Genomic DNA, 26,216 nt, shown 5'->3' on the forward strand with positions numbered 1-26,216 from the left:
AGGTGTATTAACAACAAGATAATAAATTCAAAATACCACAAATGAACTCAAAGATTTACTTTATATGTTTAATTTTATTATTCAGCTTAATAAAGGATGGGACGGCTCAAAAAACAATAGAGGAGTCTCCAATAATGTTAAAAAATTACCCAGATAAAATTGATTTTATTTCTAATCAAGGACAATGGGAGGAAGCTATTCTTTATCAAGCAGAGATTGCTAAAACACAAGTTCGATTTTTAAAGGATAAAATCAGCTTTGGGGCATTAACAGAGTGCAATATCCCTGAGCGGTCTAACTTAGATAGCATTGAAAAAGCGAGTAAAACAAAAGAGGAGGCTTTATTAAAAATAAAAGAAGTAGAAGAAGCTTATGCTCAAGAAAAAGGTAGTATTAAAGGCTTTGTTTGGAATATGCATTTTGACGGTGCTAATAGTAAGAGTCAAATATTGGGAAAAGAGGAAAAAGAAGCTCAATACAATTATTATTTAGGGAGTTTAAAAGCAGAACGCATTGGTGCAATGGGGGAAGTTTGGTATAAAGATATTTATCCAAATACAGATGTACGCTTTTATAGTGCAAGGGAAGGACTAGAGTATGATATTATTTTGTACCCCAAAGCTAAATCAGAAAATGTTAGAATAGAACTAGAAGGAATCGAAAAAATTCGTTTGGATGAAGAAGGAAATCTAGTCTATAATACTCCTTGGGGGGAAATGGTGAAGAAGGCGCCTTACGCTTATCAAATGATTGAGGGGCAAGAAGTAGCTATAAGTACAAAATATCGATTGGATGGCAACTATATTGGGTTTGAAATACTAGAAGATTATAATCAAAACAAACCATTAATTATAGATCCCCTAATTTTAAAGTGGAGCACGTATTTGGGAGGCGCAGGAAATGATAATTTGCGTTCATCAGGAGTGCATAATGAGGAACTATATCTTCATGGAACAACGCTTTCTATAGCTTACCCAACTACAGCAGGGAGTTTTCAACAAATTTATGGAGGTGGCTCAACAGATGTTTTCTTTTCTAAGTTAGACAAGGATGGTAATTTGTTGGTATCTACTTTTATTGGTGGAAATGATGAAGATTATACAGGTTGGAGTATGTTTCAAAATGGAACGTGGTACGTAGAAGGTTCCGTTAAATCGACGGATTTTCCAGTTACGGCAGGTGCTTATCAAACTACTTATGGAGGAGGAAGTAGCGATGCTTTTTTCCTAGAAGTAAACTCAAATTTGCAATTAGAATATTCTACTTATTTAGGAGGTGGAAACTATGATGGACTTGCTCAAGGTATTTATCACACAGGAAATAATATGCTTTATGTAGAAGGTAGCACAGGTGATAACACAACTTTTCCTTCCACCAAGAATGCTTTAAATAATCTATCTGGAAGTAGCAACTTTATCCTTGCCTACAATACGGCAGGTCATCAAGTAGAAGAAGTGGCAATGGTTTCTCCAGAATTTAATATAGATGATTTAGTATTTGATGGTACAAACGTTTTTGCATTAGGAAGAATTGATGCTAGTGCTGTTGGTTATACGACACAAGGAGCTTTCCAAAGAACTTATGGTGGAGGTTCACAAGACGTTTATATACTAAAATTGGACAATGTGCTAGATCCAATATTTGCAACTTATATAGGAGGAAGTGGATATGAGGAGATAAAGTCTTTTGAAATTAAAAACAATAGTTTATACCTTTTGGGAGTGTCAACTTCTAATGATTTCCCAACAACGGCAGGAGTATTTCAAACTACTTATGGTGGTGGTTATAGAGATTTATTTGCTGTTAAAATGGATTTATTAGGAAATGTACTTTATAGTACCTACATAGGAGGAGGAGATGTAGAAGACCTTAGTGTTTTTGTAGGTTATAGGGGAATAGTCGAAGGCGATGATTTTTATGTATTGGGACGGACTGAATCTGCAGACTTTCCTACAACAGCAGGAGCTTTTCAACCTAATTATAGAGCGAGCGAGGATAATTTTATCGTAAAACTCAATTCAAGTGGACAAGCGGATTGGGCAACTTATTTTGCTGGATATGGAATAGATGGGTTATTAGATTATACCATTTTAAACAATGAACTAGTTATTTTAGGCTACAGTACTTCATTTACTTTTCCAACAACAGCAGGGGCATATCAAACAAGTCGAGGTGGTTCTTTCGATTGGACTTTCTCTAGATTAAATTTGTCAACAGGCTATCCTAACTACAGTACTTATATTGGAGGAAGCCGCAGTGAGTTTAGTGGAGATGATCACTTGTATATAGATGGAACAGATATTTATATTGTAGGAGAGACCAGATCTAGTGACTTCCCTGTTACACCAGGAGCTGCTCAATCGAATAGTGGGGGGCGAGATGATTGGGCAATTGTAAAAATTAATCAAAACAATACTTTTGAGTATGCAACCTATTTAGGAGGAAATGCCTCAGATGTATTGGGTGATAACGTGAGATTGGAAAATGGCAAAATACACTTGTTGGGAGGAACCAATTTTTTTAGCACGCTTAGTTCTTTTAATACTTATCCGACTACGGTTACTGCTTTTCAAAATACTCATAGGCAAACGACAGAAGGTGATTTTTATTACTCTCAACTAGATGCTTCTACAGGAACCTTGTTGTACAGTACATTGATAGGAGGAAGTGGTGACGACTCTTATTTAGATGGGCTTGAAATGGTTGTTTCTGGAGAAGATATTTATATAGTCGGAGGAACCAAATCGGTAGATTTTCCTGTCACGCAAGGTGCCATACAGACAATTTACGGAGGAGGTAAAGATATTTTTGCTTTAAAATTATCTCCTTGTGTAGACAGTATCCAGCCAGACACCATATTGCCATTATCACAGACTGTATGTCGAGAAGCGACCGTAGAGCCTTTGATTGGAGGTAATACAATGACTGCGTTCCCAACTGTATTAAGAAATAATGTTCTTGATAATCATACTCCAGGTTCTCCATCCTTTCCATATCAATGGCAAGATAGTATAGCAGGAGGAAATTGGACGATTATTACAGGAGCTACAGGCAAAGATTATTTGCCACCAGAGTTGACAATAACTACTTATTATAGAAGAGTTGTGTTGAATACCTGTGGGGATGTTATAGGTTATTCTAATGAATCTGTTATCAATGTAACGAGTGATCAAGCTCCTGTCGTAGATGGGGGTGATAATTTATTGGTGTGCACAGGTGGAAGTATCCAAATAGGTGCTCCAACAACAGGAGGAACTCCAGGGTACACATATGCATGGACTCCAACACTTGGGCTAGATGATCCGACTATTGAACAACCAACCGCTACCGTTACAAGTTCTACGGTATATACGGTACAAGTAACGGATGCCAATGGTTGCATACACAAAGATCAAGCCCTTGTAAATGTAATGACGGCTTCTGCTGGACCAGATGTATTTGCTTGTCAAGGATCAGGTGTCAGAATCGGAAGTCCTGCGCCAGCAGGAGCAACAATACTGACTTATGCATGGTCTCCCACAACAGGTTTGAGCGATCCTTCTATTGCGCAACCAATAGCCAACCCCGTCAGCACAACAACGTATACCGTAACAGTTACAGGACCGAATGGCTGTCCTTTGGTCGATGACGTTGAGGTAACTCCAGTAAGCTTGCCTACGGCAGGAAGCAATGAAACGACTTGTTTGGGAACAAGTGTCACCTTAGGGCAACCAAGCTTGGCAGGGTATAGTTATGAATGGACGCCAAATTTGTACCTGAGCAACTCTTCTATCGCACAACCAACTTTTACAGCAACGAGTATTCCCAATCCAAACCCATTAACTTATAGTTTAACAGCGATTCACAATGCTTCGGGTTGTGTAGCGACATCATCTATAGAAGTGACGGCAAGTGGTGCCAATGCTGGCATTGATGGTTGTGGACCTAGAACAATCGGCACGCCAGACGAGTCGGGAGGAACGGCTACTTATTCATGGTCTGTGGTCTCAGGAGATGCAGCAAGTTTGACAACGCCTACTGTTCCAGAGCCTATTGTTAACCCTACGGTTAATACTATTTATGAACTGAGTGTTGCTCGAAATGGAATAGTTTGTACGGATCAAGTATTGGTAACAGCCAATTGTGGTTGTCCTGCCTTTAGTTTAACAGCAGATTCAGATGTAAATTGTGCCATTGGAGATTCGTTGGCAAATACTACTTTGAGTGCTACTTTTACAGACACTGCCAATTATTTATTTAGTTGGTCGCCTGCTACAGATTTAAGTAGCACAAATATGCCAAACACTTCCATTGTAGGTACTTTTACTAATAATCGTATTTATACTTTGACAATTACTAATAAATTAGATCCAGCTATAACTTGCTCTCAAAGCATCCAAGTTTTTGGAAGTAATACCAGCTTACCAGAAGTACAAATAAACGATACGATAGCTTGTATAGGCGTTGGTGTGCAGATTGGGACGAGTCCTGTTGCAGGACGTTCGTATCAATGGTTTCCTTCTACCGACCTAAATGACCCTAGTATTGCCGACCCTATCGCAACATTAGACCATTCAAGATTATATGTTCTAGAAGTTACAGATAATGCCACAGGTTGTTCGGGACGAGATACGATGATTGTCGTTGTGCGTGCTGTTGGCGCAAATGCAGGAGAAGATGCAGAGTTTTGTGATGGAGCAGTTATAACATTGGGAACATCGGCACTACCGAACCGAACCTATGCTTGGGAACCAGCTAACGCATTGGGAGCCCCTAATGAGGCACAACCTACAGATACTATCTTTATTACCACAGATTATTACCTTACAGTAACAGATACCCTAAGTGGTTGTATAGAACGTGATACTATTACCTTTACAGAGAGAACGGCACCTGTTGCTGATGCAGGAGTTGATTCCGTAAGTATTTGTCGAGGAGGAGGAGTAAGAATTGGAACGCCAGCTGTTGCAGGTGTGACATACACGTGGCTGCCAACAACAGGTTTAAGTAATCCTAATATTGCCCAACCAATTGCTAGCCCAACCAATACAACAACTTACCAATTAATTGCAAGCATAGAAGGCATTGGTTGTTATTCTGTTGATGAAATAAAAGTCAAAATATCCTCTAATAATGCACCACCAATTGGCGCAGGAAATGACCAAAATATTTGTTTGGGAGGTTCGGCAACACTAGGTATTGTAGGTAGCCCTAACTTGGTTTATGCTTGGTCACCAGCTACAGGACTAAATGATTCTACTTTAGCTCAGCCAACAGCAACGCCAACTGATACAACGGTTTATAGCTTGATGGTTACAGATACCATAACAGGATGTACCAATGAGGACGATGTAGTTTTGTTTGTAGGAGACTTGCCAACAGTAGATGCAGGGAGTAACAAAACGATTTGTGCTAATTCTTCGTTTGCAGGAATAGGACCATATTCATCGAAGCCTGGGTATACTTATAGCTGGAGCCCAACGACTGGATTAGATGACCCGAATACCAATAGGGCTTATATAGAAGGATTGAGTCCTAATAGTAATATATTGTATACCTTACTAGTGACAGACGCTGCGGGGTGTATGGCAAGTGATACTGTTCGAGTGATTGTACGGTCTAACCCTATTGCAGACGCAGGACCAGATGTTACGGCTTGCTCTTCGGCTCAAATTGGGACAGCCGCTATTAGTGGCTATTCATACAGTTGGATCCCTTCTACTGGCTTAAGTTCTAGTTCTGTTGCACAGCCAACGGCTACCATTCAATCAGAAATGACGTATATAGTAAGAGTTTATGACTCTAATTTTTGTTCTGTAGACGATACTGTTGTTGTAAGACCAACTACTGTCGCTAATGCTGGAAACGATGTCGTAATTTGCAATGGAGAACGTTCATTAATTGGTACTCCTGCCAAAACAGGAACAACTTACACATGGTATCCAAGCGCAGGGTTAGACAACCCCAATATTGCACAGCCAATGGCTAGCCCTACAACAACGACAACATATGTTGTTATGGCTTCTAATAATGGCTGTGTAAAAATGGATACAATGGAAGTAACAGTATTAAACCCAACCATTGATTTAGGAGGTGATGTATTGGTTTGTAATGGGAGTTGTACTACAATAGGTATTCCTGCCAAAGCAAATAAATCCTATCAATGGTCGCCTAACACAGGAGTAAGTTTGCCCAATAATGCAACAACCAATGTTTGCCCAACAGCAACAACAACATATACTTTGGTTGAAACAGATCTTATATTGGGATGTGTCGCTACAGATGATATTATTGTAGAGGTAGGAACAGCTATCCCACCAGTTGCGAATGCAGGAAGAGACACAAGCATTTGCCCAGGGAATGCTACTTCTATCGGAAGTGTTGCCATGCCGAATTATACGTATACTTGGTCGCCTGTTGCGGGATTAGACAATCCTTATATTGCTCGCCCAATCGCAACACCGAGTGCTACTACTACTTATGTGGTAACGGTAGTTGATAATGCAACAGGTTGCTCAGATACCGACACCATTCGAGTAGAAATAGGAACGACTCCTACTGTACCAACATGGAACGATATAACGATTTGTTCTGGAAGTTCTTCCTTGATAGGAACTGCTATGAGTGATAATAATATTAGATATAATTGGAGTCCGACAAGTGGTTTGAGTAATCCAGCTATTTCTAATCCCATAGCTTCTCCAAATGCTACAACAACATATCAGTTGACGGTTACTGATACACTTTCTGGCTGTACCAATTCGACAAGTTTAGTGGTTAATGTTGTTAATGGCACACCAGTTATTGCAGATGCAGGTACCGACATCAACGCTTGTGTTGGAGATGTGGTTACATTAGGTTCGACTAATACAACTAGTGGCGCAACGTATACTTGGTCACCAAGTACACTTTTATCTTCTGGAAGTGTGGCACAACCGAATAAAACGATTCCTAACTACTGGACATCTGGAATCTATCGCTTGACAGTAACTTTAGGAGGTTGTACTTCTATAGATGAAGTGGTTGTGAATGCCAAACCAGAAGTTATTATAGAGGCAGGAGATGACAAAGTTATTTGTAATACAGCAACGGTACTAGAGGCTGAGCCAACTTCTGTAACGAATCAGTGGTCTGTTGTTTCAGGACCGAATACACCTATCTTTGGAGATATTAATAACGCTGCTTCGACATTGAGTGGTTTGATTCCTGGGGTATATGTTTTAAGATGGAATGTTTCTGGAAGTAATATTTGCAATGCGGGATATGACCAAGTGCAAATTACAGTAGGTGCTGTTCCTCAGTTGAATATTACCAATCCTGCAACTGCTTGTCCAACGGTAGATATTACAGCACCATTGGTGACTTCAGGGAGCACATTGCATGGCGCTACACTTTCTTATTGGACAGATTCAGTAGTAACTATTCCTGTCAACAATCCTACTGATGTCGGTTTTAGTGGTACTTATTTTATTCAAGCACGTACTAATTTAGGTTGTAAGGCAGTTGAAGCGGTTCAGGTAGATATTGATTGTAGTAATATTTTCTTGCCAATTGAATTATTAGAATTTACGGCTCAATTACAAAATAAAAATACAGCTTTATTAAATTGGAAGGCGATTGAAGAACTTGGAGTGGTAGGGTTTGAAATTGAGCAAGCTATGCCTTCGTCAGGAACACCTACGTTTGAAAAAATTGCTTGGGTTGAAAGTCAAGCCATGAAAAACACCTTGCAGCATTATTATTATGAGGTACCTAACTTAACAGAAGGAACGCATTACTTTAGATTAAAACAATTGGAGGCAAATGGCTTGTATTCTTATTCGGAAATAAGGGCTCTAACAGTGGACAAAAGTACAGCAACGATTGTGATGTATCCTAATCCAGCCAAAGATCAGGTGATAATTGAATTGTCTGAAATGCCTAAGGGAAAAGTTCATATTCAAGTCATGAATGCATTAGGACAGATGCTTTGGGAACAATATCATGAGCCAACTCAGTTCTTGAATTTGAACCTTACGGATCTAGTGCCTGCCAGTTATATGGTTAAAGTACAATTTGAAAATGAAGTAAAGGTGTTTAAATTGATTAAAGAATAATATGCTGTGTTGTTTTTTAGCAATTCTCGGTTTGTAAAATAAATTTCATATGTTATTTTTTGCAAATCGAGAATCGCTGATTAAATCCTAAACAGATATGAAAAATTACTTATGTAATCTTTGATTTATCTTGCTCATTTTATTGATATGTAGTATACTAGTGGTACTTCTTCTGCAAGTTTTATTGTCATGGAAGTTAAAACTTCTTCCAAAGATGCTTCTTTAGTTGGAAAAACTGGAATAATGAAAGTAGAAGAATTAGAAGACAAAGAAGCTATGGTAGGAAATGCCTATCAATTTAGGGTAAAGGATTTTGCGGCGTATTATATTTGTAGAATTAAGAATATAGAGGCTGTTTACCACGAAACACAGGCAGCTCGGGATGTGGAAATTGAGGAATTAAAGGCGTTATTAAAAGAAGATAAGTAATCAATCGTTCAAAAAATAAAGAACTTTCTAGGAAAGCCTCTAAAGCTTTCCTAGAATTAAAATCTACTCATGTATAGCTACCAAAATATCAACCTCTGCATTGGCTCGATCCATAGATTTTGGTCCATGAATTTCAAAATCTGCTGTAAATTTACGATCTAAGTCGGTATTCCAAATCTCTAACCATGTCTGATAAATAATGTTATCGTCCAAATTTCCTTTGGATGTAAATTTAGCCATTTTACCACCTTCAAATGCTTGCCCAATCATTCCTTCAGGAATTTCATCCAAGGTGCTTACTTTGCAGCCCAAAATAGTGTCATAGGGTTGTGTATGGTCTCCTTCATAATTTGTATAAATAGAATAAACCTCTAATCCTGTTCTATTGGGAATTTTCTCCATAATGTTTTCAGAGATAAATCGATTCCAAAGTGCAGGAATATCTTTGGCTGCTTGATTCTCTTGATTGCTTGTGCGAACAGCAATACCAATAATTTGAAAAGGGGCAATTGTTTCTTGTTGCATGATGTGTTATTTTTGATAATATTTAATACGCTGCAAAAAGTTAAAAGCTTTTGTTGCAGTGTATAATTCCTAATGAAGATTTATTCTTCATCCCAAAAGTAGGAGTACAAGATGACAGCCCTGTGTCAGTAGGTGAGTAGAATTTATAAAAAGGTGGGTAGGTAGTTGATCATGTTTTTACTAAAAACAAAAAAAGCGTTCAATCCAATGGACTGAACGCTTTTTATAATAAGGTTATTACGCTTATTTTACTGCATCGATGATTGCTTTGAAAGCTTCTGGCTCATTCATTGCTAAATCAGCTAGAACTTTACGGTTCAACTCGATACCTTGTTGGTTTAACTTGTGCATGAACTGAGAATAAGAAAGTCCATACTCACGAGCACCAGCATTGATACGAGTGATCCACAAGCTACGGAAATTGCGTTTCTTTTGTTTACGGTCGCGGTAAGCATATTGTAAACCTCTTTCAACAGCATTTTTGGCTACCGTGTAGACTTTTGATCTAGCACCAAAGTAACCTTTCGCTTGCTTTAATATTTTCTTTCTTCTTTTTCTTGATGCAACAGAATTAACTGAACGTGGCATACTAATTAAATTTTAAAAAAATAAACTAATTTGAAAAGCAGGGGTGCTAGGCAAAGAAGACGCCCACACTTGTCCTCTGTTTTCAATCTTTCACGATGGAGATAAACTCCTACACTTCTTTAATGCTTAAAATTACTTAGCAAGTAATTCCTTAATACGTTTCTCATCATGTTTGTGTACAAGAGCATCGTGTCCTGCTAACAATTTACGTTTTTTCGACTTTTTAGTCAAAATGTGACGCAAACCAGCTCTACGACGTTTGATCTTGCCAGAACCTGTTAATTTGAAACGCTTTTTAGCACCAGAATGTGATTTCATTTTTGGCATAATAACGAATTCTTTATATTAGGGAAACCCTAATGGTTTATTAAAAAGCGTTGCGAAGATAATGATTTTGCTTGGAAATAACAATAGTTCGTTGAAAAACTTTATTAGTTTACTTCGTGAGTGCTGCGCAGTTGATAATTAATAAATTATTATTTTATTGCATTTTGTGTTAAAATTTTTATTATCAAACTAATATAAATGTGCTTTTTTATCTTTTTGGTAAAAAAGCAAACAACTAAGCGATAGCGATCTCACGACCGCAGGGAGCTAACTAAAAGCGAAGCGCTCACGAAGTAATCAACGAACTACTAAAATAAAAAACGAACCACTAAAAGTTTGCACGATAATGCATTTTTAACGGTTCGTTTTGTGCTTATTAACTAAGCAACACCTTTATTGTTGATGTATTAGGAGCATTTTTAAGTTTATGCAGAAAATGAAGTTCCACATCCACAGCTTTCTTTTGCATTGGGATTGTTGAAGGTAAACCCTCTATTCTGTAAGCCATCTAAGAAATCAATCTCGATGCCTACCAAATAAATTGCATGTGCTTTGTTCATAATAACACGAAGTCCACCTGTTTCAAATTCATCATCATTTTCTTTCTTCTCGTCAAAACCCAAAATATATGTAAATCCAGAACATCCGCCACCTTTGACACCTACACGCAATCCGTGTTTGTCTGTAACGTTTTGTTCTGCCATGATCTTCTTTAGCTGTGTGATCGCTCCTTCTGTTAATTTTACTGGAGTTTCCAAATCAGTCATAATTTTTTATTTTATATAATTAGCAGTCTACTGGTTTTAGTTCTTTTAAAAAAAATAACCATCAAATTAATTATGATGTAGCAACAGACTATTGATAATAATACGATTGTTTGTAAAATTAGATGCGTTTTACCCAACAGTTTGTCAAAAAATAAGAAATAATTAACAAACTATTACGACACATTACTCCGTTGAAAATTGTATTGGGTTATAATTATCAGCATAACTTGTTTATGGAATACTCAACGAAGTATTAACGACAAATATACAAATTATATACTAAACACAGTGTAACTAAAATTAGTTCATTGCATTTTTATATAAAAGCGTACAAAAATACGCCTTAAAACGCGTTTAATTGCTTATCCTGAAGATACTATTTAATAATAAGACGAAAAAATGACATTTTATACCTCTAAGACCAAAAGAGATTAGGATAAAAAAACAACGAACTATTAAAAAATAAAAAACAACCTATTATCTTTGCATCGCTCACGTTTAAGGGTGGAAAATAACTATAAATATTTATACTTATATATGGAAGCTACGATTGAAATATTAAAATTATTATTGCCTTCACTTTTTGTGTTTTTGACAGCTTGGTTGGTCTTGCGTGCTTTTCTGAATCGAGAAACAGATGTTGTACAAGGCTTATTGGCACGTGATGCTGAAAATAGAAGAGTCGATTTATTAAAAACAACAAATGAGACCTTATTACCCATGCGTTTGCAAGCCTATGAACGCATGACTTTGTTTTGCTCTAGAATGGAAATAGGGCAGTTGGTAACGAATACAGATGCCACTCCTAATATGACAGCAGAGATGTACAAGACGGCTTTAGTTTTGCAAGTAGAGGAGGAGTTCAATCACAACATTACACAGCAAGTATATATGACAGATGATTTGTGGAATATCATTTTGTTGGCTAAAAAGGAAGTGACTCAAATTTGTCAAAAAATATACAACGACTTGATGAACGAGCATCAGAACAAAGGACAAGAAGGAGTGCCTTCTGCAAAAGATTTTTTAGATGCTTTGGTTGCTTATTTGCAACAAAATCCACAAATTGGCTATATTCAAGCATTGGGAGCAATCAAGAAAGAAGTGGGCGTGTTGTTCAACTAAAAGATAATAAATATCAATAAGTAGGATACAAAACCAATCCTAATTACAAAGCTTAATTTAGAGTAGAAGGCGATAAAAGGGCCACTCTAAATTAAGCTTTTTTATTTTTATAATAATACTTAATTGAGCGGCTATTGTGTGGGCGTTAAATATTTATTTTCAATAACCGTGGAATTATTTTGAACAAGATGTTGTTTCTATGTTTTGTGCTCAAAAAAACATTTACCTAGAATCGTCTCAAAATGAGTTGTATTCTATTTTCAATCAAAAGAATCTAAATCATGGAACCTTCTGTTTTTCAAGTCAACCTGACTGGAATATTAAAAATTTTATCTGATAATCTTTATAGCCAAAAGGAGGTGTTTATACGGGAGTTGCTTCAAAACTCTGTTGATGCCATCCAAGCTCGAAGAAAAATGGAAGCCTTTGAGCCTTATATTCGGGTAGATTATTACCAAAATAATGAAGGCAAAGGCTTGGTTTTGAGTGATAATGGAATTGGTTTGACATTGAGTGAAGTAGAAGAGTTTTTATCAAAAATAGGTTCTAGCTCCAAATCAATAGATGTTGTTCAAGGCCAAACCGATGATTTTATTGGGCAGTTTGGGATTGGATTGTTGTCTTGTTTTATGGTTAGTGATGAGATTGTAGTAAAAACACAGGTAAAAGAAGCAACTGAAACAGTAAAATGGGTTGGACACATCAACGGAACCTACGAGACAATTGTATCTATTCCACCAGAAGAGTTTGTCGGGACACGTGTTATCTTAAAACTGAGACCCGAATTGGATTTGAATCCTTCCAAAATTCAACATTTATTGGAACTGTATGGAACATTTTTACAAATACCGATTCATTATGAAGTGAATGGTCATCCTCAGGCTACTATAGGACGTAGTTTTCCTTGGGAAAAGCAGAAAAATGGCGATGCTATTTTGAACTTTGGACGAACTGTTTTTCAACAAAACTTTTCTAATTATATCGAATTGTCTGATCGTACTGGGCAAACAACTGGGGTAGCTTATATTTTGCCCCATCCAGTACATTTTGCCGCCATTCAGAATAACCATGTTTATATTAAAAATATGTTTATTACTGATCACGCACAAGATTTGCTGCCAGATTGGGCGTTTTTTGTTCGGGGAATTGTGAATTCCAAAAACTTATCTCCAACAGCGTCTAGAGAAGAAATTTATAAAAATGAGACAGCACAGCAAGTGCAAGAAGATTTAGGCAATTGCATAAAAGATTATTTAAAAAATCTGAGTGTTGAGCATCCCGAACAGCTTACGTACATCCTTAAGACGCATAGCAACGCGCTCAAGTCGCTGGCTTTGGCGGATACCAATTTTTTAGAATTTATTGCCAATTGGTTTGTCTTGCCTACGACAGAAGGAGAATATACCATTAAGGATATTAAGACAAAAAGTAAGACAGTTTTGTTTGTTCCCGATTTGGATGAATTTCGTCAATTGGTGCCGATTGCTAGAGCAAATGGACAATTGGTAGTTAATGCTGGCTATATTTACGATACCGAGCTTTTAGAACGCCTAAAACAGCAAGATACGAATACTTTGTACCAACGTATTGATGTCAATTATTTTGGTAATATTTTGCAAGATGTGGCGGTGGAAGATTATGACTTGTATGCTGATCAATTGGGAGTACTTCAAGAATATATGGCAGCATTTGATTGTGAGCTGGAGTTGAAACAGTATTTGCCGGAAGAAATTCCTGCTATATTCCATTTGTCACAAGAAACCTTACGAAATCGAGACCTAAATCAAATTAAAGACAACAGCAACGCACTTTGGTCAAGTGTAACGGATTCTCTTTTTCAAGAAACACAGTCGTATCGTTCTAAGTTATTTTTGAATTTTAAGAATCCAATTGTTCAAAAAATTCTTCAAGACCAAAAAGGACAAGAGCGGCTGTTTCTCGAAACGGTTTATATCAATGCGATGTTGATGGGGCATTATCCTCTCAATCAGATGGAGTTGGATGCTATGAATCGCAATCTATTATTATTACTAAACAAAACCCTATAAGTATGAATTGGCAAAATCTTCAAAGCATAGAAGATTTAGAATTGGCTTTGGAGCATTTAGAAGGAGCTAAAGAATCATTTGAAAATAGAGATTTGGCGTTCAAGTGTATCCAAAAAGCTAAAGCATTTAAGAATGTACACTTGGAATTTGATGCCCGAATGTCTTATGTTCGACAGTCTGTCTTTTTGAATCAATATCAAGAAGCGATAGGAATGTTTCCTTGGTTTTTGAATGAATGTGATAACAAAGAAAACTATTTTAAATACATACAAGTCTTGTGGACATTCAAGTGGATTATTAATTCACTGACAGATTTTCATACGATCTCGCTCGAAAAAATAGAAGGCTTGTTTCAGGAGTTTGAACGCCGTTTCAAAGAATTTGGAACAGGAGATCGGGTAATCAATTATTTTAAAGCGCAACGAGAATCACAGCTAGGAAATGTTGAAAGGTCGTTGGAATTAGCAGAGCGCTATTTTAATGACACTAAAACATGTATGTTGGATGATTGTGCCGCTTGTCAACCTAATAACATTTCCAGAGTGTTCTTAGTAGCAGAACAATACGACCGTATGATGGAGTGCATCCAACCTATTCTAGATGGACGATTGACCTGTCATGTTGTGCCTCATACAACATTTCCAAAAGCAGCGTATGCAAGCATGAGAACAGGGGAATGGGAGAAAGCAGGGCATTACGTACAATCCACGTACAAGCATTTGGATTTTTCAACACCAGATTTATACGAAGCTTCGGTTTTATTACTCTACCATGCTTGTCAAAAAGAATTCTTAAAAGGACGAAAGTTGATGCAAAAACAACTTTCTTTTGCTTTAGAATTGAATTCTAGCGGGGAGGTATATGATTTTTATTTTAGTTGTGCTTTGTTTATGCAAGCGTATATCAAGGCAGGGCATAAGGAGATGAAAATACAGGTGAACTCCAAAACGACGGATTTTGTCACAGCATTAAAGGAAAACTCCTATGATGCTGCAACGTTACAAAAATGGTTTAGAGAAACAGCATACAAACATGCAAGTCTGTTGGACAACCGAAATCGAAATACTTTTTTGAACGATTATTTTGAGAAAGTAGAAAAGTGGTTTGAAGCCTTTGTTTGAGTTGGTTGATTAATACATAACATTTTTGAGGTAGGAAGGTTTTAAGAGATGTTTGGTAGTGGTAACACTATATTAGGACAAGGCATCATAAAGATAAAAAAGAAAGTACAAGCTTCTTGCAGGTGCTTTTTTTTTGTTATTATGGGGCTGCTAATTTCTAAAGGCTTAAAAAAATAAAAGTCTAATAGATTAAAAAGTTGGTTGTTAGTTAGGTATGTTATGCTAGCAGCTTATTAATGTCATCAATGTTTAACGCATCAATCATGTTTAAATCTACTTTTATATCCTTATGCTGTATTTTATTTTTTGTGTCTTGTCAACCACAAGTACATTTGGTAAAATCAGATAATCACTACCAAGAAATCAAGACAATAGAAGGGGAGGATACCAGTATAGTATCTTTGATTGCTCCTTATAAAAAAGATATGGAAAAGGAGATGAATACCGTTATTGGTGAAATGGCAAAAATGTTGACAAAGGCACAACCTGAGTCTACTTTAGGGAATTGGGCAACCGACTTGGTGCATCAAAAATGCGAGGATTATTTGGATCGTAAAATTGATTTTGCTGTTTTGAATTATGGAGGTTTGAGAATTACTTCTATTCCTAAAGGTCCCGTAACAAAAGGAAAGATTTTTGAATTAATGCCTTTTGATAATCTTTTGGTCGTAATAGAGATGAAAGGAAGCGAACTGCCCGCTTTGTTTAATCATATTGCTGCCAATGGCGGTTGGCCTCTAAGCAAGCAGATAGAAATGACAGCGCACCGAAACAAAGCAGTGGATGTGCGGATTAATGGTCGAAAAGTAGAAAATGATCGAATTTATAGTTTTGCTACCAATGATTATATTGCTAATGGGGGAGACAAATGCACTTTTTTAAAAGACAAAAAACAAATTCCTACGGGTGTTTTGTTTAGAGATGCCATCCTTCAATATGTTCAAGAGCAAACAAAAGCTGGTAAAAAACTAGATGCGAACCTAAGTAAACGTATTTTTGTTTTAAAGTAGACTTTTGACACAAATGAACGACCAAGTAGTAGCAACACAGTTAGCTATTCTTAAAAAATATAAAACATGAAAAAAGCTGAAATTGTAGCAACGATTCAAGAGCGCTTAGAGGCACTTTATCCAGAAACTCCCGTACCATTGGATCATAAGGACCCTTATACGTTATTGGTCGCCGTTTTGTTATCTGCTCAATGTACCGATGCTCGTGTCAATACGGTTACGCCTGCACTTTTTGATTTAGCAGACAACCCAAAAGATATGGCAGCTGTAGAAGTAGATAAGATTCGTGAAATTATCCGTCCATGTGGTTTGTCTCCTCGTAAGTCTAAGGCTATTTCAGAACTTTCTAAAATATTAATTGAAAAGTATGATGGCAAGGTGCCCCAAGATATGGCGGCACTGGAAGAACTGCCAGGAGTTGGGCATAAGACTGCTTCGGTTGTGATGTCTCAAGCCTTTGGAGAGCCTGCTTTTCCTGTTGATACGCACATTCATCGTTTGGGGTATCGTTGGAAATTGACGAATGGTAAAAATGTAGCGCAAACCGAAAAAGACTTAAAGCGCTTATTCCCCAAAGAAAGCTGGAATAAGTTGCATTTGCAGATAATCTTCTTTGGAAGAGAATATTGTCCCGCACGAGGGCACAACCCTTATGAATGCCCTATCTGTAAAGATTTTGGTCGCAAAGAAATGTTCAAAGAATACGACAAGGCGCAAGCAAAAAAGAAATAAGTGACCACATTCTACCTCAAAGGCAATTCTAAAAGATTATACAGCGATAATCTGAGTAAATGTTTCAAGGCTGGGGCGTAGGGTTGTTTTTTGTAAAGGGGTCATTTTTAGTGTTTGTAAAGGGTTCTTAGTAAAATCTAGACCAAATAATTTATGATAAGGACTGAGGTCAAAATGACTTAGATGATTAGAAGTGGCATACAAGTGGGTGAGGAGAGGAGCTTCAATTTGTAGTTGGTTTAATTGATTGTTGACACAACTTAGATAGATTAAACTAGGACATTGTTCGACATTTAATTGGTTGAGATGATCATTATTACAACAATATAAATAGGTCAAATTGGGGCAGTTCGAAATATGAAAGTTGCGCAACTGATGATGTTTTTGACAACTTAGTGATCGAACATTGGGAAGATTTTTGACATGGATTTGTGTGGTATTTTTTTGATTGCATACAATATGAGTCGCTAGCAAAAGTTCTTCGATTGCCCTACTTGCTGTTTGGCGCAAGAGGTCGGCATGTTCAACTTCTAGTGCTTGCTTAACTCTACCGTGATTTTGAGACTTGTCCAAAAGCCAACCCAAATCTTGAGTTTCTTTTGAAGAAGAAAAGAGTAAAGACCGAATTTTTTTTTCTATTGAACGCATAAATATAGATGATTTTTGATAGTTCCGAATGGTGTGGAAGTTATCAAAGAACAATTTTTAGAAAATTATGGAGTTCAAATAAGCTTTAGCTCAAGTTGTCAAAGAGGAACACTTTTGGACAGCTACTCAAGTACAGGTTTAGTGACGTTTCTTTTTTTTCTTACTAGGTTTTTTGCCGTATAGTTTTTGTTCTAATTCAATTTGTTTTAAATCTTCTTGGATTAACTTTTTCCAATCCAATCCTTTGGTATCTTTGGTAAAGTCAAGTGTATCGGCATAATCTATTTTGTCAATATTTAAGACCTCAATTTTGCCACCAATATAAAACTCAATTTCTGCTAACAACTCCTTTTCATCAGAACTGCAAAAAGAAATAGCATTTCCTCTATTATTACCCCGACCAGTTCGACCAACACGATGTACGTAATTTTCTGCTTGTTCTGGCAAGTCATAATTGACAACATATTCAACTTTTGGAATGTCTACTCCTCTGGCGCTGACATCGGTTGCAATAAGCAAACGAATTTTACCACTTTTAAAGTCATTTAATGCAGAACTTCGTTCCTTTTGCGATTTATCGCCATGCAAGGTTCGACTAAAAATATCGACTCGTTCCATTGCTTTTAACAAGCGTTCAGCTCGAACTTTTGTCCGTACAAAGACCAGTATTTTAGCATTTTTTTGCTCTCTATACAGACGTTCTAAAAAATAACGTTTGTCCTCCATTTCGATAAACCCAACCTTGTGGTCTACATTTTTGGCAACTGGATTCTTGGGGGCAATTTGAATACGAATGGCATTGCTCTGAATTAAAGAATATGCTAACTTTTTGATTTCTTTGTCGATGGTAGCTGAAAAGAATAAGGTTTGACGACGTTTGGGTAAATAACGCAGGACATCTTTTATATCTTTGATAAAACCTTTGTCTAACATATGATCTGCCTCATCTAAGATCAAGGTCTCTACACGATGCAAATCTAAGTGTCCTTGACTGCGCAAGTCGAACATACGTCCAGGGGTCGTTACTAAAATATCAGCCCCTTTCTCTAGTAGTGCAATTTGGGGATCTTGTTCCACACCACCAAAAATACAAATCGCTTTTATTAACGTATGTTTGGATAAATTGTTCAACACTTCGGTCACTTGAATGGCTAATTCATGTGTTGGCACCATAACCAAGCACTTGATGCCATCTTTGCGACGTGCTTTGGCTTTCCAAGTTTGTAGTTTGTGAATGATTGGAATACCATAAGCAGCTGTTTTTCCAGTTCCTGTTTGTGCAATAGCCAAGACATCTTCCCCTTTTAAAATATAGGGAATGGACTTAAATTGGATGTCTGTTGGACGTTTAAAGCCTAGTTTGTTTAAATTCTTCTTAAGTTCTGGGCTAATATTATATTCTGAAAATTTCATGATTTCTTTTTTAGCTTACAAAGATAAGCTTTTCACAAAGAAGTCGAAGTAAAAAACAATCGAAATATTGGAAGTAAAAAAAGTAGACTGCAAAGAGTAGCCTTTTCGATTTTTATTGAATACGATATAAGAACAGCATTTATGGTATAATAACACTTGAATTGGAGTCAACAATGAGTTCGCTGCAAAATGTCAAATCTTTATCCAATCGCCGTGTAATGGATTGATAGACTGTTTTGATTTTTCGAGAGACAAGCCCTTCAAATATTTTATTTCCTTGGTATTGAATGATGATAGGTTGGTCTAAATTTAGCATTTCATCGTTGAGATAAATAGATAGTTTAGGGCTATAGTTCTCGAGTATATTGATGGTGTTATGCTTACGTTCAACGACGATTCGTTTGCCTGTTTGAATGTATTGATTGGGAACTCCAAGCCAATAAAAATTATGATGATGACAATCATCTTGTTTCCACACAATTTTATTGGGCAAAGGAGTTCTTGTAAATTGAGCCATCCATTCCATCGCAATGGTATCTGCTCTATCCATCCAATGTCCTTTGTTGGGAACCAGCTGTACTTGATGAACATAACCTTTAGGGTCTAGTGTTTGTAAACTATCTAGCCAAATACCCCAATCTTTAGCCCGTGCATTTCGTTCGTAGGCAGCATCATTAGCACCCATAAAAATAGCAAAAGGTAAGTTTCTAAGACCATCGGGAGTAGTTTCGTTTGGGTGTCCTGCCATCATCGCTGCTGCGGCAAAATAGTCCGCCATTCTAGGAGCTAGTTGAAAGGTACCGTCACCACCAGCTGAGTATCCTGTCAAATAAATTTTATTAGGATTGACTCCTGCAACAAGAACAGCAGCTTGAATTAACTGTTCAAACAAGGCATCAATATGAGCCTGATGCCAAAGATTCCATGTATTGGTTGGTGCACGTGGAGCAACATAAATACCTTCTTTAAGTTGATAAAGATTGATTTGATTGTTCCATTGCTGGTCGTTTGCGTCAGAAGTAGTGCCACCACCACCATGCATCGAAATATAAAGTGAGTGTCCATCAACTGGGGCTTTTCCAAATGTTTTGATCTGAATAGGCATGCTAAATTCTTGGTAAGAGAATAATTTATTATCCCAATTTTTCTTTAACTGCTCAAATCGTTGATGGGTTATGTCGTTAAATAGTAATTTTTTTGCCTCTTTTATATCTTGTTTGGTACTATTTTGATTGTAAAAAGGCTCTTCAGAAATAGGCTTGCGCTCATTGATAGGAGTAGACAACCAATTTTCTAATGTGGAAATAGTAGTGTTATTAGCTTTGTTGGAGGTTGTTTTGGCAGGCGTGCAGCTTGTTTTTAGAGTGCAAATACTGATAAAAATAACAAGGGATAAGAAGTAGTGCATTTTATTGGTTTTATATTTAGACAAGTTCTAAACAAAGTTATAAAATTGCAACTATAAATTTGTATCTTTGTTCTATTCTATACAAGTTTAGAAAAATACAATTAGGTCTTTGTGAATCGATGGATTCAAAAATGAAGCAAGAATAAAATGGAATTTGACAAATCAAAAATTATAGAAGCTTTGCGTACAGTTAATGATCCTGATACTGGACAGGATATTATCAGTGTACGTATGGTGGAAAACTTACAAGTAAAAGGGAAGGATATTAGTTTTACAATCATTGTTCCCTCTTTAAAATCTCCGATCAAAAATCAATTGACTTTTGCCTGTATTGGTGCTGTTAATTCGGTTTATCCAGAAGCAGAAGTACATGTACATTCTAAGCCTAGAGAAGGAGGAGAAACGAATCGACCTCAAAGCCCTGTTCCACATATTAAAAATATTATTGCAGTGGCATCAGGAAAAGGAGGGGTAGGAAAATCTACGGTAGCAGTTAATTTAGCATTGAGTTTGAAAGCAATGGGAGCTAGTGTAGGATTGATGGATATTGATTTGTATGGTCCATCTATTCCGACAATGTTAGGAATGCAAGGTCAACGTCCTAAGATTCAAGATGTTCACGGAAAGCCTAAAATGGTTCCAATTGAAAAGTTTGGGATCCCTACGATCTCAATTGGATATATGATTGAACCGCAACAGGCAGTTGTGTTGCGTGGTCCTCGTTTGGGAGGAATTGTTAAGCAGTTCTTTCAAGAGTGTTTGTGGCCTAAATTGGATTATCTAATTCTAGATTTGCCTCCTGGAACAGGAGATATTCACTTGACATTAGTGCAAACGGTACCTGTTACAGGAATTGTTATGGTAACAACACCACAAGAAGTGGCGTATACGGATGCAATTAAAGGAATGAACATGTTCCGATTGGAAAATATTAACGTGCCAATTTTGGGTGTAGTAGAGAATATGGCTTGGTTTACTCCTAAAGAGTTGCCTAATAACAAATACTATATCTTTGGAGAAGGGGGCGGTAAGCGATTGGCAAAAGAAGCAAATACCATGCTACTTGGGCAAATTCCAATTGTTCAAGGAATTCGAGAAGGAGGAGATAAGGGAGTACCTGCGGCAGTAGGTGAGGAACCTATTTCTAAAGAGGCTTTCTTGAATGTTGCTAAAAATGTATTACGCCAAGTTGCAGTAAGAAATGAAATGATAGAAGCAACAAAAGTCGTTAAGACTACTTAGTAGTTTGTTCGATAAATGATGAACCTTTTTTACACGGTTACTGCGTGGTTTTAACAGAGTGATGTTATAGAAACAGGAAATCATTGAACGAATTATTATGCGAATGTTGCATCAAAAAATAATATTATGAGTTTAGAAAAAGAAGAAATTTTACAACGAGTAGAACAAGCATTAACTACGTTGCGTCCTCACTTAGAAATAGATGGCGGAGATATCGAAATCGTTGAATTGACGGATGATATGGTCCTTCGTTTCCGATGGTTGGGCAACTGTGAAACTTGTTCGATGAGTACTATGACAATGAAAGGTGGTGTCGAACATACTATCTTGTCTTTTGTACCAGAAATTAAAGCAGTAGAGGCTGTTAATGGACTTTTTATTGCTTAAATTCAAAGACTAGTATTGACAATTGGTTCTCTTATGTTATCCATAAACGATTAAAACTATTTTATGCATCCATCTTATTCTCAGTGGTTTTTATGGGTTTGGTGTTGCCTTATGGGAGGCTTTACTTCTTGTGGAGGAAAGCCAGAACCGCCAATAGTAGAAGAAACTCCAATAAAAACGTCTTGGACACAATCCGAATTGGATAAAATGGATGTATATGCAATCGCAGGAGATTATTATGAGATTCAAATTGGTATCAAAGGCAAAGAGTTAACAGGTGTGTATCGAGACCCTAAGGCAAAGAATGTGCAAGATTGTCTTTTCTTTTTTGAAGGTATCATTGGAAACAAAAATCCTATAGAGGTACAATGTTACAACCCAACCAATACAAAGGCTGCTTTTAAGGGGTATTTTAAAATATTAGGCGATGCAATGATTATTCAGTTGGCAACCTTGCCTTCTGCACAGTGTGATACAGAATTTACCGATAATGTAGGGCATTCTGTTGTTTTGGATTCTAAGAAAGAATGGTCGGCTATTCGAATGGTACAACACTCTACAGGTTTGCACGAACAACCAATTGTAGAAAGCCCAAAATTAGGAGAAGCACTTCAACGAGGTGTTGCGGTTGGGGTATTAGAACAGCGGAATACTTGGTTTCGAGTAGAAGTACTTGATGGAAGTGACTCACAAGGCTGGATTTCTGGGCATGGTTTGTATCCATTAATAGAATTATAAAAACATGGGAATATATCTACCAGCGCCACCCGATGGGCGCCAGTTAGTTATTGGAGATGTACACGGCTGTTTCGACACGTTAAAAGCTCTGATAGAAGAACAAATTCAATTGACGCAATCTGACCAATTGATTTTTTTAGGAGATTTGATTAATCGTGGCAAAGACAGCAAGAAAGTACTGGATTATTTGATGCAGTTGGAGTTAGAGTATGAATTGTATTGTATCAAAGGAAATCATGAGCACAATTTATTAACCGCTTACGATTGTGGAATGGATTTTTTCGAAAACTTTTTGCACGAGTACAACTCAGATGACTTAATGCAAGGGGATTTGTATGCCTACTTGGATTTTTGTGCACAGATGCCTTATTTCATAGAAACACCAACTCATATTTTTTCTCATATGGGATTTACGTTGAAAGAACCTAGACCGATTACCGATACTCGGGCTTATTTTCACAATCAATCGTTGCAGATCTCAAACGATTCTATTCAGAGTAAAAAACAAGTACAGGGACATACCACAATGGCATTAAGCCAAATCAGTAAGGTAGTAGAAGCAGAACAAGCTGTTGTGAATATTGATGCAGGGTGCTACTATAAATCTGTTGATGGATTAGGTTATTTGTGCGCCTTAGAGACGAAGAACAACTTGTTATATGTCCAACGCAATATAGAAAAGATAACTAAAGTAGGAGCGCATCAAAGCGACCTTCCATCAATCCAATAGTGTATGAAAATTTTAATTATCAATGGCCCTAATTTAAATCTATTGGGTAAACGAGAACCTGAGATTTATGGGACAACAACCTTTGATGGATATTTAGCCACGTTACGAAAGCTATTTCCTCAGTTGGAGTTAAGCTATTATCAAAGCAATGTAGAAGGACATTTGATAGACAAGTTACATGAAGTCGGTTTTGATTGGGATGGAATTATTCTAAACGCAGGGGCATATACGCATACATCTTTAGCATTGGGAGATGCTATTGCTGCAATTAAAACACCTGTTGTAGAAGTGCATATTTCTAATGTGTTTGCACGTGAAAAAGTACGCCATCATTCCTTTATTGCTCCCAATTGTATTGGCAGTATTTCTGGTTTTGGGCTACGTAGTTATGAGCTAGCTTTGCGTTATTGGCTTTAGTGTGTGATTTTTCGCTCCAATCTTTTAGCAGCTCGAAGTTGTCGCTTAGTGCATTGTTTTTTAATCTGTTGTTGTGTCTGTGACGTAGTAGTTTTTTGGAATTCATTATATGTAAAAACAATGGTGTCTTGATCAAAGCCATGGGCTTCAACTGTTGCGGTTAATCTCAAAATTTTATTAGGAACAATAGTAACATCGGTTATTTTTAATGGCGAAAATCCTAATTTAGAAACAATCAAATCATAGGAGCCAGCTTCTATATTTATGAAAAGAAAACCTCCATTTACATCCGTACGGGCTTGGGCAACTAAAGAGCCATTGCGTTGTAAGTAAAGGGAAGCATACTGGATTGGTTCTTGAGTGTAGTTTTCCATTAGATAACCTCTTAAACCTCCGTAATGTTGAGCAGATGTTATTAAAGTGATGAATAGAAAAAAAAGACAAGTAAAATATTTCATACGCAAAATGGGTTTAGCTGTAGTCTATAGAATTTTGGAGAACTGTTAATAAAAGTTTAAATTTAGTTGGAGACTAAATCAATCTTTCGCAAGGTGCATCTAATTTGAATGTTAGGTGATGATTCAATTTAGGTGTGTCGCTCATCGACTCAATCATTACTTTGTGGGAGTTACTTTGTAGCAACAACGCTAAATTCCACCAATAAGATTCATTAAAAAACTAAAAGTTCCCTTTCAAATTATGAAAACAATCACAATGTTGTTACTGTTTTGTTCTTTTTTTTGCTCTGTATTAATGGCTCAAAGTGAGGCTCCTATACCTATTAAAACCAATATTCATGCCGTTAAATTGCATTTGCAAGGAGCTGAAGTCATGCGAAAAACCTCGATTCCTTTAAAAGAAGGTAGAAATCATCTTGTATTTACAAATTTATCTCCTAAACTATATGAGCAAACAATCCAAGTTGCTACCAACAAAGCCGTAAAAGTTATTTCTGTTACAAGCAAACAGAATTTTATAGAACGCCGTCAAGCTACCCCCAAAATCAAACGCTTAAACGATTCTTTGGATATATTAAGAGATGCGATAGATTTGCTGGAGAACGAACGTGGTTCTTATGAAGAAGAACAAGCATTGTTAAAGCAAAATCGTTCTATGAAATCTTCACAGCAAAATTTGACAGTGACAGAGCTCGAAAAAATGTCTGAGTTTTATCGAAAACGAAATTTTGAGATCAACAAAAATATTACCAGACTAACCAAGCGTATTACAACATTAAGCCGTCAGGTATTTGATTATAAATTGCAACTGTACGAATTAAATGCCGATAGGAGGGCAATGGCAGAAATTTATCTAGTCGTAGAAGCGGCAACTGCTGCAAAAACAGACTTCGATTTGAGGTATGTTGTTAGTGATGCTGGATGGGCTGCAATTTATGACTTAGAAGCCAGTAATTTTGGAAGTACAATTGACTTAGCATACCGAGCATTGACTTATAATAATACAGGAGTAGATTGGAATGACGTGGAACTAACACTTTCGACAGGTGACCCCTTACAAAGTATGTTACAGCCAACTTTAAACGTCTGGAATTTGACAGGATCGTCTTCTTACCAAATCAATACAATTGCTAATATTGATATTAGTGTTAATAATAATGCTCCGATTCAACAGCAAATAATTCAGCCAAACAATTATTATGAGTTATCCAAAACAGATGAAATTAAAGCAATCTTGGGCAAAGATTACTCAGAAACAATAGATTATAATACAGCAGAATTTGAACGTTATAGAAATAACCAGCCAGATATCCCAAACATGGTTACTGCAACATTGGAAGTGCCAGAGTTTAATGCAGATTTTAAAATTAAAAAGCCTTATACCATCCCTTCTGATCGAAAGCCTTATTCGGTAGATATAAAGCAATTTGAACTGCCTGCGACTTACAAGCATTATGCTGTCCCTAAATTAGACAAGGATGCTTTTTTATTAGCGCAAGTTGTCGGGTGGGAGGACTTGGATTTGGTTAGTGGTCCTATTAATATTTATAACAATAAGAAATACATGGGACAATCTCGATTGAGTATTGATAATTTGAGCGATACGTTATCTGTTTCGTTGGGTCGAGACCCCAACGTTGTTCTATCTAGAAAAAAGGTAAAAGGTTCTTCTAAAAAAGTATTTTTGGGGACTTCTAAAAAAGCAACAATTGCTTATGATATAGTGGTTAGAAACAATCATTCAAAGCCAATTAATATTGAAATTTTGGATCAAGTTCCGATCTCTTCAGATAAAGATGTTGTTATTACCGTTGATGAAAAGTCCAATGCTGCTTATGATGAAAAGACAGGGGTGTTATCTTGGAATTTGACGATTCCTTCCACTCAAAACAAAGCGTTGACATTTGGCTTTTCTATCAAATATCCGAAAGATAAACAGGTGAAAATTGAGTATAAAAAATCACGCACAATGGAACAGATGCGTTATTTTTAGAAAGAGTAGACTTGCCCAATATAATATTCTGTATT

General features: G+C 36.8%; 21 protein-coding genes. 13 read left to right on the plus strand and 8 right to left on the minus strand.

Going from position 1 to position 26,216, the window contains the following annotated elements:
* The first annotated feature begins 41 nt into the window (after positions 1-41).
* The gene (locus CG11_RS19625) at positions 42-8,075 is read left to right on the plus strand and encodes a T9SS type A sorting domain-containing protein (RefSeq protein WP_156039836.1); all 8,034 of its coding nucleotides are present in this window, start codon (positions 42-44) and stop codon (positions 8,073-8,075) included.
* Between the two features lie 189 nt (positions 8,076-8,264).
* On the plus strand, positions 8,265-8,504 hold the full coding sequence (locus tag CG11_RS19630; protein WP_052598543.1) for a hypothetical protein: 240 nt from the start codon (positions 8,265-8,267) through the stop codon (positions 8,502-8,504).
* 63 nt (positions 8,505-8,567) lie between these two features.
* Here CG11_RS19630 and CG11_RS19635 read toward each other — a convergent pair whose 3' ends face one another.
* The 4 genes from CG11_RS19635 to CG11_RS19650 form a co-directional block, all read right to left on the minus strand.
* Positions 8,568-9,029: a GyrI-like domain-containing protein gene (locus CG11_RS19635; RefSeq protein WP_052598544.1), complete on the minus strand. Its 462-nt coding sequence runs from the start codon at positions 9,027-9,029 to the stop codon at positions 8,568-8,570.
* A gap of 243 nt (positions 9,030-9,272) precedes the next feature.
* Positions 9,273-9,617 carry a 50S ribosomal protein L20 gene (gene rplT / locus CG11_RS19640; protein ID WP_052598545.1) on the minus strand — a complete coding sequence of 115 codons (345 nt, stop codon included), beginning with the start codon at positions 9,615-9,617 and terminating at the stop codon, positions 9,273-9,275.
* 132 nt (positions 9,618-9,749) lie between these two features.
* The gene (gene rpmI / locus CG11_RS19645; protein ID WP_052598546.1) at positions 9,750-9,944 is read right to left on the minus strand and encodes a 50S ribosomal protein L35; all 195 of its coding nucleotides are present in this window, start codon (positions 9,942-9,944) and stop codon (positions 9,750-9,752) included.
* A 425-nt stretch (positions 9,945-10,369) separates the two neighbouring features.
* Entirely contained in the window at positions 10,370-10,711 is a 342-nt protein-coding gene (locus tag CG11_RS19650) for an iron-sulfur cluster assembly accessory protein (RefSeq protein WP_052598547.1), read from the minus strand.
* A gap of 537 nt (positions 10,712-11,248) precedes the next feature.
* Here CG11_RS19650 and CG11_RS19655 point away from each other — a divergent pair.
* The 5 genes from CG11_RS19655 (at position 11,249) to nth (ending at position 16,747) form a co-directional block, all read left to right on the plus strand.
* Positions 11,249-11,836, plus strand: a complete 588-nt coding sequence (locus tag CG11_RS19655; RefSeq protein WP_052598548.1) for a hypothetical protein — start codon at positions 11,249-11,251, stop codon at positions 11,834-11,836.
* A 281-nt stretch (positions 11,837-12,117) separates the two neighbouring features.
* On the plus strand, positions 12,118-13,884 hold the full coding sequence (locus CG11_RS19660) for an HSP90 family protein (protein ID WP_052598549.1): 1,767 nt from the start codon (positions 12,118-12,120) through the stop codon (positions 13,882-13,884).
* A gap of 2 nt (positions 13,885-13,886) precedes the next feature.
* The gene (locus CG11_RS19665) at positions 13,887-15,005 is read left to right on the plus strand and encodes a hypothetical protein (RefSeq protein WP_052598550.1); all 1,119 of its coding nucleotides are present in this window, start codon (positions 13,887-13,889) and stop codon (positions 15,003-15,005) included.
* A gap of 263 nt (positions 15,006-15,268) precedes the next feature.
* Entirely contained in the window at positions 15,269-16,015 is a 747-nt protein-coding gene (locus tag CG11_RS19670) for a 5'-nucleotidase C-terminal domain-containing protein (protein WP_052598551.1), read from the plus strand.
* Positions 16,016-16,081: 66 nt separating this feature from the next.
* Positions 16,082-16,747 (plus strand): endonuclease III, encoded by a 666-nt coding sequence (gene nth, locus CG11_RS19675; RefSeq protein ID WP_052598552.1) that lies wholly within the window; start codon positions 16,082-16,084, stop codon positions 16,745-16,747.
* 36 nt (positions 16,748-16,783) lie between these two features.
* On the opposite strand, the gene CG11_RS19680 is transcribed toward nth, so the two are convergent.
* From CG11_RS19680 to CG11_RS19690, 3 genes are all read right to left on the minus strand, one after another.
* Positions 16,784-17,395 (minus strand): hypothetical protein, encoded by a 612-nt coding sequence (locus CG11_RS19680; protein WP_052598553.1) that lies wholly within the window; start codon positions 17,393-17,395, stop codon positions 16,784-16,786.
* Positions 17,396-17,533: 138 nt separating this feature from the next.
* Positions 17,534-18,808 carry a DEAD/DEAH box helicase gene (locus CG11_RS19685; RefSeq protein WP_052598554.1) on the minus strand — a complete coding sequence of 425 codons (1,275 nt, stop codon included), beginning with the start codon at positions 18,806-18,808 and terminating at the stop codon, positions 17,534-17,536.
* Positions 18,809-18,947: 139 nt separating this feature from the next.
* Entirely contained in the window at positions 18,948-20,216 is a 1,269-nt protein-coding gene (locus CG11_RS19690; RefSeq protein WP_052598555.1) for a hypothetical protein, read from the minus strand.
* Positions 20,217-20,363: 147 nt separating this feature from the next.
* Here CG11_RS19690 and CG11_RS19695 point away from each other — a divergent pair, with 147 nt between their 5' ends.
* The 5 genes from CG11_RS19695 (at position 20,364) to aroQ (ending at position 23,730) form a co-directional block, all read left to right on the plus strand.
* Positions 20,364-21,458: an Mrp/NBP35 family ATP-binding protein gene (locus CG11_RS19695; RefSeq protein ID WP_052598556.1), complete on the plus strand. Its 1,095-nt coding sequence runs from the start codon at positions 20,364-20,366 to the stop codon at positions 21,456-21,458.
* 126 nt (positions 21,459-21,584) lie between these two features.
* Positions 21,585-21,845: a NifU family protein gene (locus CG11_RS19700; protein ID WP_052598557.1), complete on the plus strand. Its 261-nt coding sequence runs from the start codon at positions 21,585-21,587 to the stop codon at positions 21,843-21,845.
* A gap of 63 nt (positions 21,846-21,908) precedes the next feature.
* Positions 21,909-22,583, plus strand: coding sequence for an SH3 domain-containing protein (locus tag CG11_RS19705; RefSeq protein WP_052598558.1), 675 nt, complete (start codon positions 21,909-21,911; stop codon positions 22,581-22,583).
* A gap of 4 nt (positions 22,584-22,587) precedes the next feature.
* Positions 22,588-23,313, plus strand: coding sequence for a metallophosphoesterase family protein (locus CG11_RS19710; RefSeq protein ID WP_052598559.1), 726 nt, complete (start codon positions 22,588-22,590; stop codon positions 23,311-23,313).
* A 3-nt stretch (positions 23,314-23,316) separates the two neighbouring features.
* Positions 23,317-23,730, plus strand: coding sequence for a type II 3-dehydroquinate dehydratase (gene aroQ, locus CG11_RS19715; protein ID WP_052598560.1), 414 nt, complete (start codon positions 23,317-23,319; stop codon positions 23,728-23,730).
* On the opposite strand, the gene CG11_RS19720 is transcribed toward aroQ, so the two are convergent.
* Positions 23,727-24,188, minus strand: coding sequence for a carboxypeptidase-like regulatory domain-containing protein (locus tag CG11_RS19720; protein ID WP_052598561.1), 462 nt, complete (start codon positions 24,186-24,188; stop codon positions 23,727-23,729). The genes aroQ and CG11_RS19720 overlap by 4 nt on opposite strands.
* Before the next feature lie 241 nt (positions 24,189-24,429).
* Between CG11_RS19720 and CG11_RS19725 the strand changes: the two genes are divergently transcribed.
* Entirely contained in the window at positions 24,430-26,181 is a 1,752-nt protein-coding gene (locus tag CG11_RS19725; protein WP_052598562.1) for a DUF4139 domain-containing protein, read from the plus strand.
* Positions 26,182-26,216 lie beyond the last annotated feature (35 nt).

The organism is Aureispira sp. CCB-QB1 (assembly GCF_000724545.1).
Taxonomy (GTDB): domain Bacteria; phylum Bacteroidota; class Bacteroidia; order Chitinophagales; family Saprospiraceae; genus Aureispira.

Excerpts from the sequence above, each read along its gene's own strand:
- CG11_RS19625 (WP_156039836.1), top strand. The coding sequence starts at position 42 with ATGAACTCAAAGATTTACTTTATATGTTTAATTTTATTATTCAGCTTA.
- CG11_RS19630 (WP_052598543.1), top strand. The coding sequence starts at position 8,265 with ATGGAAGTTAAAACTTCTTCCAAAGATGCTTCTTTAGTTGGAAAAACT.
- CG11_RS19635 (WP_052598544.1), bottom strand. The coding sequence starts at position 9,029 with ATGCAACAAGAAACAATTGCCCCTTTTCAAATTATTGGTATTGCTGTT.
- rplT (WP_052598545.1), bottom strand. The coding sequence starts at position 9,617 with ATGCCACGTTCAGTTAATTCTGTTGCATCAAGAAAAAGAAGAAAGAAA.
- rpmI (WP_052598546.1), bottom strand. The coding sequence starts at position 9,944 with ATGCCAAAAATGAAATCACATTCTGGTGCTAAAAAGCGTTTCAAATTA.
- CG11_RS19650 (WP_052598547.1), bottom strand. The coding sequence starts at position 10,711 with ATGACTGATTTGGAAACTCCAGTAAAATTAACAGAAGGAGCGATCACA.
- CG11_RS19655 (WP_052598548.1), top strand. The coding sequence starts at position 11,249 with ATGGAAGCTACGATTGAAATATTAAAATTATTATTGCCTTCACTTTTT.
- CG11_RS19660 (WP_052598549.1), top strand. The coding sequence starts at position 12,118 with ATGGAACCTTCTGTTTTTCAAGTCAACCTGACTGGAATATTAAAAATT.
- CG11_RS19665 (WP_052598550.1), top strand. The coding sequence starts at position 13,887 with ATGAATTGGCAAAATCTTCAAAGCATAGAAGATTTAGAATTGGCTTTG.
- CG11_RS19670 (WP_052598551.1), top strand. The coding sequence starts at position 15,269 with ATGTTTAAATCTACTTTTATATCCTTATGCTGTATTTTATTTTTTGTG.
- nth (WP_052598552.1), top strand. The coding sequence starts at position 16,082 with ATGAAAAAAGCTGAAATTGTAGCAACGATTCAAGAGCGCTTAGAGGCA.
- CG11_RS19680 (WP_052598553.1), bottom strand. The coding sequence starts at position 17,395 with ATGCGTTCAATAGAAAAAAAAATTCGGTCTTTACTCTTTTCTTCTTCA.
- CG11_RS19685 (WP_052598554.1), bottom strand. The coding sequence starts at position 18,808 with ATGAAATTTTCAGAATATAATATTAGCCCAGAACTTAAGAAGAATTTA.
- CG11_RS19690 (WP_052598555.1), bottom strand. The coding sequence starts at position 20,216 with ATGCACTACTTCTTATCCCTTGTTATTTTTATCAGTATTTGCACTCTA.
- CG11_RS19695 (WP_052598556.1), top strand. The coding sequence starts at position 20,364 with ATGGAATTTGACAAATCAAAAATTATAGAAGCTTTGCGTACAGTTAAT.
- CG11_RS19700 (WP_052598557.1), top strand. The coding sequence starts at position 21,585 with ATGAGTTTAGAAAAAGAAGAAATTTTACAACGAGTAGAACAAGCATTA.
- CG11_RS19705 (WP_052598558.1), top strand. The coding sequence starts at position 21,909 with ATGCATCCATCTTATTCTCAGTGGTTTTTATGGGTTTGGTGTTGCCTT.
- CG11_RS19710 (WP_052598559.1), top strand. The coding sequence starts at position 22,588 with ATGGGAATATATCTACCAGCGCCACCCGATGGGCGCCAGTTAGTTATT.
- aroQ (WP_052598560.1), top strand. The coding sequence starts at position 23,317 with ATGAAAATTTTAATTATCAATGGCCCTAATTTAAATCTATTGGGTAAA.
- CG11_RS19720 (WP_052598561.1), bottom strand. The coding sequence starts at position 24,188 with ATGAAATATTTTACTTGTCTTTTTTTTCTATTCATCACTTTAATAACA.
- CG11_RS19725 (WP_052598562.1), top strand. The coding sequence starts at position 24,430 with ATGAAAACAATCACAATGTTGTTACTGTTTTGTTCTTTTTTTTGCTCT.